This window comes from Micromonospora sp. NPDC047620 (assembly GCF_043205005.1).
Lineage (GTDB): Bacteria > Actinomycetota > Actinomycetes > Mycobacteriales > Micromonosporaceae > Micromonospora.
In genome coordinates this window covers 1-8,543 of record NZ_JBIDDG010000066.1, presented here as the reverse complement: position 1 = coordinate 8,543, position 8,543 = coordinate 1, and the positions used below count along the sequence as shown (strand labels likewise).

Genomic DNA, 8,543 nt, shown 5'->3' with positions numbered 1-8,543 from the left:
GCACCCCCGCCGAAGCCCTCACCGAACACCAGACCCTGATAGCAGCCTGACCAGCAAATCCACGAAGACCTGTCCAAGATCCTTGACACAGCCCAAGGCCTCATTCGCCATGCTCTGTGGCGCCGCGACGCTGCCAGCTGCCTCCGGCGACACCCACCGGCACCGCCTGAACCGCCGCGGTGATCGCCAAGCCAACTACGCGCTGCGGCGCATCGTGATCAGCCGGATCGCGAAGACCCGCACCACGGACGGCCTAGCAAGAGAGCGATCAACCGCTACCTCAAACGTCGCGCACGAGGTCTACACCCCTGCTCGGCCAACCCGATGTCTTGAACCGGCCGACCGACAACCGTAGGAGTATCCCGTTCGGCCGTCGGCACCGTCGAGTGCCCGGCTGGCTACTTCGAGGGGCAGCGTCTGGAGATGGAGAGAGTTCCCTCGGAGCTGATCTCCTACCTGATGCGCCACGGACGAGGAGGAATCCTCCGGGTAGTTGACCGGACCAGCGACAGCGGTAATCCCGTCAAGTACGGGCCTGTCGGGGTCGTCTCACCAGCGTCAGGTTTCGCGACTTCGCAGGTCGGGCAGTGTTGGGGCCACGAAACGCCGGGGGCGGCGGATCCGCAGGTCAGCGCCCTGATCGTTCCGCCGTGCGCCGGGGCGCGGAGCATCACCCCGGCCTTGGCCGACAGAGGGAGGGGTGATGAGCGACCCTGACAAGGCCCGACGCCGGGGACGGCCACGCGTGCGCGCGGTGGCCGCGGCCGCGGCGTTGACGCTGGTGGCGCCGATGGCGGCAGCCTGCGGCTCCGGCGGGGACAGCGGTACGCCCACGATCAACCTGTACTACCCGCCGGAGCAGAACTTGCAGAAGGTCGTCGACGACTGCAACGCGCAGGCCCAGGGGCGCTACAAGATCGCCTATCGGGTGCTGCCGCGGCAGGCGGACGACCAGCGGGTGCAGCTGGTCCGCCGGCTGGCGGCGCAGGACAGCGGCATGGACGTGCTCGGCCTCGACGTCACCTGGACCCAGGAGTTCGCCAGTGCCGACTGGATCCTGGAGTGGACCGGCCAGGACAAGGTCGAGGTGGAGCAGGGCACCCTCGCCGGCCCCCTGGAGACGGCCCGCTACCAGGACAGGCTCTACGGCGCGCCGAAGAACACCAACGTGCAGCTGCTCTGGTACCGCAAGGACCTCGTCCCCGAGCCGCCGAAGACCTGGGACCAGATGATCTCCACCGCCCAGGAGCTGAAGCAGCAGGGCAAGCCGTACCAGGTGCTCACGATGGGCGCGCAGTACGAGGGACTCGTGGTCCTCTACAACACCCTCGCCGAGAGCGCCGGCGGCAAGATCCTCAGCGACGACGGCGAGCAGGCCGTGATGGACGCCGGCACCGTCCGGGCGCTGGAGCAGCTCCAGCGGTTCGCCGCGTCGGGCGTGACGTCGCCGTCGTTCAGTAACGCCACCGAGGACCCCGTCCGGCTGGAGTTCCAGTCCGGCAGCGGCGCGTTCCAGGTGAACTGGCCGTTCGTCTACCCGGCGATGCAGGAGGCCAACCCGGAGCTGGCCCAGCAGGTCGGCTGGGCGCGGGTCCCGGGCGTCGACGAGAACACCCCGAGCAAGGTCACCATCGGCGGGGTCAACATGGCCGTCAGCGCGTACTCGAAGCACCCCGAGGAGTCCTTCGAGGCGGCCCGGTGCATCCGCAACGAGAAGAACCAGAAGTTCTCCGCGATCAACGACGGCGTGCCGCCGACCATCGAGAAGGTCTACGACGACCCGGAGATGGCCGAGGCGTACCCGATGAAGGAGACCATCCTCGAGGAGCTCAAGGACCCGGCGGTCCGGCCGTTGACCCCGGCGTACCAGAGCATCTCCACCGTCATGTCGGCGATCCTGTCGCCGCCGTCGGCGATCCGGCCGCAGCAGACCGCCGACGAGCTGCGCGACGCCATCGCCGACGCCCTCGACTCGAAGGGGGTCCTGCCGTGAGCGGGCGTAGCGAGCGAGCCGGGCGACCCGGCGCGGCGGCCGTTAGGGCCGTCGCCCACCCGCAGGAGGCGACGGCATGAGCGTCAACGCCACGCCCGCCGGCGCCGACGCCACCGCGCGGGCCGAGCGACCCGCCGGTCGGCACGCCGCGGTGCCGGCCCAGCGGGGCGGTCGCGGCCGGAAGGCCCCGCTGAGCGAGAACAAGAAGGCCGAGCGCCGGCTGGGCTGGCTGCTCTGCGCCCCCGCCGCGCTGGTCATGGTGCTGGTGACCGCGTACCCGATCCTCTACTCGGTCTGGCTGTCGCTCCAGCGCTTCGACCTGCGCTTCCCCGACGAGCGCGAGTTCATCGGGCTGGAGAACTACGTCACCGTGCTGACCAACGAGTTCTGGTGGACGGCGTTCGGGGTGACCGCGCTGATCACCGTGGTCACCGTCGCGATCGAGCTGGTGCTCGGCATGGGGCTGGCGCTGATCATGCACCGCACCCTGGTCGGCCGGGGCATCGTCCGCACCGCGGCGCTGATCCCGTACGGCATCGTCACGGTGGTCGCGGCGTTCTCCTGGCGGTACGCGTGGACGCCCGGCACCGGCTACCTGGCGAACCTGTTCAGCGAGGGCGCGCCGCTGACGGAGCGGGCCAGCTCCCTGGCGATCATCATGTTGGCCGAGATCTGGAAGACCACGCCGTTCATGGCGCTGCTGCTGATGGCCGGCCTGGCGCTGGTGCCGGAGGACCTACTCAAGGCCGCCTCCACAGACGGCGCGACCGCCTGGCAGCGGTTCACCAAGGTGATGCTGCCGGTGATGAAGCCGGCGATCCTGGTGGCGCTGCTGTTCCGCACCCTGGACGCGTTCCGGGTGTTCGACAACATCTTCGTGCTGACCGCGGGCGGCAACGAGACCTCGTCGGTGTCGATGCTCGCCTACAACAACCTGATCCGGGGCCTGAACCTCGGCATCGGGTCGACGATGTCGGTGCTGATCTTCATTGCCGTGGCGATCATCGCCTTCGTCTTCGTGAAGCTGTTCGGTACCGCTGCTCCGGGCAGCGACGACGGGGAGAGGCGCTGAGATGGCTGAGACCACCACCCGGGCCAGGCTGCGCTGGGGCCTGCTGGACGCCATCGTGGTCGTCTTCGCGCTGGTGCCGGTGCTCTGGATCATGTCGTTGTCGTTCAAGACCCCGGCGACCCTGACGGACGGGAAGTTCATCCCGCGCGAGTGGACGCTGGACAACTACCGGACGATCTTCTCCACCGACCAGTTCGTCCGCGCCCTGGTCAACTCGATCGGCATCGCGCTGATCGCCACGCTGATCGCCGTGGTGCTCGGCGCCATGGCCGCGTACGCGATCTCCCGGTTGGACTTCCCCGGCAAGAAGCTGCTGGTCGGCGTATCGCTGCTGATCGCGATGTTCCCGCAGGTGTCGCTGGTGTCGCCGCTGTTCGAGATCGAGCGGCAGCTCGGCCTCTTCGACACCTGGCCGGGGCTGATCCTGCCGTACATCACCTTCGCCCTGCCGCTGGCGATCTACACGCTGTCGGCGTTCTTCAAGCAGATCCCGTGGGACCTGGAGAAGGCGGCGAAGATGGACGGCGCGACCCAGGGCCAGGCGTTCCGGCGGGTCATCGCCCCGCTGGCCGCGCCGGGGCTGTTCACCACGGCGATCCTGGTCTTCATCTTCTGCTGGAACGACTTCCTCTTCGCCATCACGCTGACCTCCACCGAGCGGGCCCGCACGGTGCCGGTGGCGCTGTCGTTCTTCACCGGCGAGTCGCAGTTCGAGGATCCCACGGGGGCGATCTGCGCCGCCGCCGTGGTGATCACCATTCCGATCATCCTGTTCGTCCTCTTCTTCCAGCGCCGCATCGTCTCCGGCCTGACCTCCGGCGCAGTCAAGGGATAGGTGGTAGTCATGGCTGACATCGTGCTCGACAAGGTGAGCAAGAGGTTCCCGGACGGGACCACGGCGGTGCGGGACGTCGACCTGGAGATCGCCGACGGCGAGTTCGTGATCCTGGTCGGCCCGTCCGGCTGCGGAAAGTCCACCACCCTGAACATGATCGCGGGCCTGGAGGACATCAGCTCCGGCGAGCTGCGCATCGGCGGCGAGCGGGTCAACGACAAGGCCCCCCGGGACCGGGACATCGCGATGGTGTTCCAGTCGTACGCCCTCTACCCGAACATGACGGTGCGGGAGAACATGGCGTTCCCGCTGCGGTTGGCGAAGCTGGACAAGGAGACGATCAACCAGAAGGTGGAGGAGGCGGCCAAGGTCCTGGAGCTGACGCCGTTGCTGGACCGCAAGCCGGCGAACCTCTCCGGCGGCCAGCGTCAGCGGGTGGCGATGGGCCGGGCGATCGTCCGGCAGCCGAAGGCGTTCCTGATGGACGAGCCCCTGTCCAACCTGGACGCGAAGCTGCGGGTGCAGATGCGCACCGTGGTGTCGCGCCTGCAGAAGCAGCTCGGCACGACCACCGTCTACGTCACCCACGACCAGACCGAGGCGATGACCCTCGGCGACCGCGTGGTGATCATGCGGGGCGGCGCCGTGCAGCAGGTCGGCCCGCCGCAGGAGCTGTACGACCACCCGCGCAACCTCTTCGTCGCCGGGTTCATCGGCTCGCCGTCGATGAACTTCCTGCACGCGGTTGTCGAGGACGGCAAGCTGCGTACGGCGTTGGGCGACGTGCCGATCGGCGAGCGGATCCGGCGCGAGCTGTCCGGCGGCGACGCCTCCCGCGAGCTGATCCTCGGCATCCGTCCGGAGCACTTCGAGGACGCCGCGTTGATCGACGACGACACCCGCCGCCGGGGCATGGAGTTCGAGGCGCCGGTCGACATCGTCGAGTCGATGGGCTCCGACAAGTACGTCTACTTCAGCGTCGAGGGGGAGCGCGCCAGCGCCGCCGAGCTGGAGGAGTTGGCGGCCGACGCGGGCGCCGACTTCAGCGGCGGCGGCGCCAGCCTGGTGACCCGGCTGTCGGCCGAGTCGCCGGTGGAGGAGGGGCGGCGCCGGCGGGTCTGGTTCAACCTGGAGAAGATCCACTTGTTCGACCCGTCGACCGGGCGCAACCTGACCCTGCACGAGGGTCGGGCGGCCGGCGCGCTCGCCGACTGACGCGACGACGCGCGGGGCGGGTGGGTCGCGACGACCCACCCGCCCCTTGCCGTGTCGGTGGTCAGCGGGCGTCGCCGGCGGCAATGGGCTCCCGCTCGACGTACACCTCGTCGTGCTCGACCGGCACCGTGGTGTGTACGTCCTCGGTGACGACGTACTTGCGCAGCCGTGCCGTGCCGGCCGGCTGGCTCTCCGTGCCGACCCGCAGTCGCTCCTCGGACCGGATCAGGTCCTCGCCCGCGGCCGGTGCCCGCCCCCGGGCGGCGCTCGGCGCGCCCTGCGGCTGCAGGTGGTAGTGGGCGTAGAGCTGCTCGATCTGGGCCGTGTTCAGCGGCTCGTCGGTGCCGGCGTCCACCGCGGGGGCGTTCTTCACGGTGGACGTGTCGTAGTCGACCGCGAGCCCGCCGTCGGTGATCCGGGCCTTGTCCAGCGGAGCCATCGACTCCTTCCGGCCCATCACGCCGGTCTTGACGCTGACCCAGGTCGGCTCGCCGGCGGCGTCGGTCCAGATCTGACCCACGCTGCCGATCTTCGAACCCGAGCGGTCCTTGACGTCCTGCCCGTACAGCGAACTGGCCTGCTGTGCGCTGAGCTTCATGGATCGTCTACCTCCCTCTCGTGTCGCCGGACGGATACCCGGTCGACCGGAGCGGATTCGTCGGTGGCCCGGTGAACAGGAGCAGCACAATGCGGTCGGGGCCACCGGGGCCACCGGGGCCACCGGGGCCACCGGGGCCACCGGGACCTGTGGGGCGGTGTGGACGACTCACGCCGTCCAGTCGACGTGGAGCGCGCGGTCGAGGAAGGCCGCGTAGCGGCCGAGGGCGCGTTCCACCCCGGCCCGCTGCGCCGCGCCGAGTGGCGCCAGCGGGCGGACCGTCACGGCCACCCGGTCCCGACCGACCGCCCGTTTCCAGGTGCCCACGACCCGACCACCGCGCACGACCGTGGCCTGGAAGACGCCGTTGCCGCCCGGCACGATCGCGTCCCGGTGCGCGGCGTCGAGCATCAGCGAACGGTCCTTGTAGCCCAGCAGGTATTCGTCGAAGCCGGGCAGCACCAGCAGGTCGTCGTCGACCGGTGCGCGGGGCGCGTCCGGCAGGGCCGTGTCGACCAGCGCCTCCTGCCCGTCGACCCGCACGCGGGCCAGGGCGTCGCCGGCCGCGGCGAGGCCCCGGCGGGCGTCGGTGAGCGTCAGGCCCGTCCAGCCGGCGAACTCCCGGTCGGTGACCGGCCCGTGGCCGCGCACGTAGCGGCGGGCGAGGATCGCCAGCGCCTCGTCCCGGTCGGGCCGGTGCGGCGCGGGTGCCCACTCGTCGAGCAGGGCGAAGGTCTGCTCGGTGCCCACGTTCGGCGCGAGGCAGGTGACGCCCCGCACGCTCGCGTACCAGAGCAGGTGGTAGCCGCGCTGCCCGGCGGTGCCGATGCCGGCCGCCTCCAGCGCCGCCAGGCACCGCGCCCGGGTGAGCCGGCCGCCGCCGGCCAGCGCGGCGCCGAGCACGTCGACCGCGCGGTCCGCGTCGGCGTCGGCCAGCCCGAGCTGCGCGCGGCGCGTCGCGGCGGCGGCCAGCGAGCGTACGCCGGTCAGCTCCAGCATCCAGCGGGCGTCGCGGGGCGGCACGAGGTGCACGGTGCCCCGCATCGGCCAGGTGCGCAGCGCCTCCCGGCGCTCCAGTGCGGCGTGCACGTCGGCGTGGCCGAGCGCGGGCAGCCGGACCCCGAGCGACCACATGCCGCTCGCCAGGTCCTGCGCCTGCATGGCCCCGAACCACTCCACCACGTCGGCGACCCCGCCCGGCTGGGCGGTGGGGTGCGGGCGCAGCAGCAGGCTGGTCATCCGCAGCGCGAGCGCCTCACGGCCGGTCAGGTCCACGGGATCGGGCTCCTCGGGTCGGGGCAGGGCCAAAAGCTTAGGACCGGCCCCCGACATCCGACGCATGACGGCCGCCGCAGCGGGAAACCGGCCGCCGGCGGGCGCGTCACGCGCCCCGGAGGGAGCGACATGACTGCGTCCAGCGAGCCGGCCCGGGGTGCCGGCGCACCGACCCGGGCCGGCCGGGCGGGCCCGTCGGCCAAGACCAGCGCCGCCGCGGCCTTCGCGTTGGTCTTCGGGGTGGCCGCGCTGATCAGCGTGCTGACCGTGATCCTGTCCTGGATCGGCCTGCTGCTCGGCATCATCGGCGTGATCCTGGGCATCGTCGGGCTCAAGATGGCCCGCCGGCCCGGGGTGACCGGCCGGGGCGTGGCGCTCGGCGGCCTGGTGCTCAGCGCTCTGGCGGTGCTGATCGGGCTGGCCTTCGCCGCCGGGATCACCACCTTCCTCAACAACGAGGGCGCCGTGGACCGGATACAGCGGCAGGTCGACGACCTGCGCGACCGGTTGGACTGACCCTTGTGCCGCGGCGGTCGCCCGCAGGCTCAGAGTCGGCGGTGCATGACGAGCAGGTCCACGTACCCCTGGTCGGGGTGCCGGAACGCCTCGGGTACCCGGCCGACGACCTCGAAGCCCAGGGAGCGCCAGAGCGCCACCGCCCGGGTGTTCGTCGCCACGACGGCGTTGAACTGCATGGCCCGGTAGCCGTCGGCGCGGGCGAGCGCCAGCACGTGCTCGCCGAGGGCGCGTCCGAGGCCGCGCCCGCCGGCGGTCGGGGCGACCATGAAGCTGGCGTTGGCCACGTGGTCGCCGGGCCCGAGCTGGTTGGGCACCAGCTTCGCCGAGCCGAGCACGGCGCCGTCCGGGTCGACCGCGACGACCATGCGGCCCGGCGGGGGCACCAGCCACATCGTCCGGGCCCGTTCCTCGTCGACGTCGCGGGGCCAGGTGTACGTCTCGCCGGCGGCCACGATCTCCCGGAGGAAGGGCCAGATCCGCGGCCAGTCCTCGGCGGTGGCGTCCCTGATCAGCATGCCGTTACCTGCCAGTGCGCTCTAGCGACTGATCGGCATGTCCCGCCTTGCGGTGGGACGGTCCCGGTCTTATCCGCCTGAGCGGGGCCGGGTTGACGCTTCACGGCCACCGGCCCGCCGGGGCGGGTCTTACGGTCGGCTCCACGTCCTGCCACCGGGCCACTCCCGGCGGTGGTGACCTCACGCGCGAGCGCGGCGAGGTTACGCGCGGCGTTCAGGTCCCGATCGAGGGCCAAGCCGCAAGAGTCGCAGTTGTAGGTTCGGATACGCAGCGGCAGCTTGGCTTTCACCGCGCCGCAGTCCGAACAGGTTTTGCTGGAGGGATACCAGCGGTCGGCCATGATCCGCCGGCCGCCGTTGCGTTCAGTCTTGTACGTCACCTGTCGGCGGATCTCACCGAAGCCGGCGTCCGTGATCTGCCGGGCTAGCCGCCGGTTGCGCAGCATGCCGGCCACGTTGAGGTCTTCGACCACGATCGTGCCGTACGTGCGGGCCAGCCGGGTGGTGTGCTTGTGCAGGCC

The 8,543-nt window shown here is 71.1% G+C and carries 10 protein-coding genes; 6 read left to right on the top strand and 4 right to left on the bottom strand.

Annotation, left to right across the window (positions count from 1 at the left end):
- Positions 1 to 109 precede the first annotated feature (109 nt).
- From ACGF5C_RS34000 to ACGF5C_RS33980, 5 genes are all read left to right on the top strand, one after another.
- A complete protein-coding gene (locus ACGF5C_RS34000) occupies positions 110 to 355 on the top strand; it encodes a hypothetical protein (RefSeq protein WP_393308398.1) in 246 nt (81 codons plus the stop codon).
- Between the two features lie 348 nt (positions 356 to 703).
- Complete coding sequence (locus ACGF5C_RS33995; protein WP_393308394.1) at positions 704 to 1,993, top strand: ABC transporter substrate-binding protein; 1,290 nt, start codon at positions 704 to 706, stop codon at positions 1,991 to 1,993.
- Between the two features lie 76 nt (positions 1,994 to 2,069).
- Positions 2,070 to 3,065 carry a carbohydrate ABC transporter permease gene (locus tag ACGF5C_RS33990; RefSeq protein WP_393308392.1) on the top strand — a complete coding sequence of 332 codons (996 nt, stop codon included), beginning with the start codon at positions 2,070 to 2,072 and terminating at the stop codon, positions 3,063 to 3,065.
- 1 nt (position 3,066) lies between these two features.
- Positions 3,067 to 3,900, top strand: coding sequence for a carbohydrate ABC transporter permease (locus ACGF5C_RS33985; RefSeq protein ID WP_393308390.1), 834 nt, complete (start codon positions 3,067 to 3,069; stop codon positions 3,898 to 3,900).
- A 9-nt stretch (positions 3,901 to 3,909) separates the two neighbouring features.
- Positions 3,910 to 5,115 carry an ABC transporter ATP-binding protein gene (locus tag ACGF5C_RS33980; RefSeq protein WP_393308388.1) on the top strand — a complete coding sequence of 402 codons (1,206 nt, stop codon included), beginning with the start codon at positions 3,910 to 3,912 and terminating at the stop codon, positions 5,113 to 5,115.
- Between the two features lie 61 nt (positions 5,116 to 5,176).
- Here the strand turns inward: ACGF5C_RS33980 and ACGF5C_RS33975 are convergent, their stop codons facing one another.
- The gene (locus tag ACGF5C_RS33975) at positions 5,177 to 5,713 is read right to left on the bottom strand and encodes a YsnF/AvaK domain-containing protein (RefSeq protein WP_393308386.1); all 537 of its coding nucleotides are present in this window, start codon (positions 5,711 to 5,713) and stop codon (positions 5,177 to 5,179) included.
- A 168-nt stretch (positions 5,714 to 5,881) separates the two neighbouring features.
- Positions 5,882 to 6,952: a winged helix DNA-binding domain-containing protein gene (locus ACGF5C_RS33970; protein WP_393308396.1), complete on the bottom strand. Its 1,071-nt coding sequence runs from the start codon at positions 6,950 to 6,952 to the stop codon at positions 5,882 to 5,884.
- Positions 6,953 to 7,117: 165 nt separating this feature from the next.
- Between ACGF5C_RS33970 and ACGF5C_RS33965 the strand changes: the two genes are divergently transcribed.
- The gene (locus ACGF5C_RS33965) at positions 7,118 to 7,504 is read left to right on the top strand and encodes a DUF4190 domain-containing protein (protein ID WP_393308384.1); all 387 of its coding nucleotides are present in this window, start codon (positions 7,118 to 7,120) and stop codon (positions 7,502 to 7,504) included.
- A gap of 29 nt (positions 7,505 to 7,533) precedes the next feature.
- On the opposite strand, the gene ACGF5C_RS33960 is transcribed toward ACGF5C_RS33965, so the two are convergent.
- Positions 7,534 to 8,022 (bottom strand): GNAT family N-acetyltransferase, encoded by a 489-nt coding sequence (locus ACGF5C_RS33960; RefSeq protein WP_393308382.1) that lies wholly within the window; start codon positions 8,020 to 8,022, stop codon positions 7,534 to 7,536.
- On the bottom strand, positions 8,016 to 8,543 hold a 528-nt coding region (locus ACGF5C_RS33955), incomplete at its 5' end, for an RNA-guided endonuclease TnpB family protein (protein WP_393308380.1). The genes ACGF5C_RS33960 and ACGF5C_RS33955, both read right to left, overlap by 7 nt.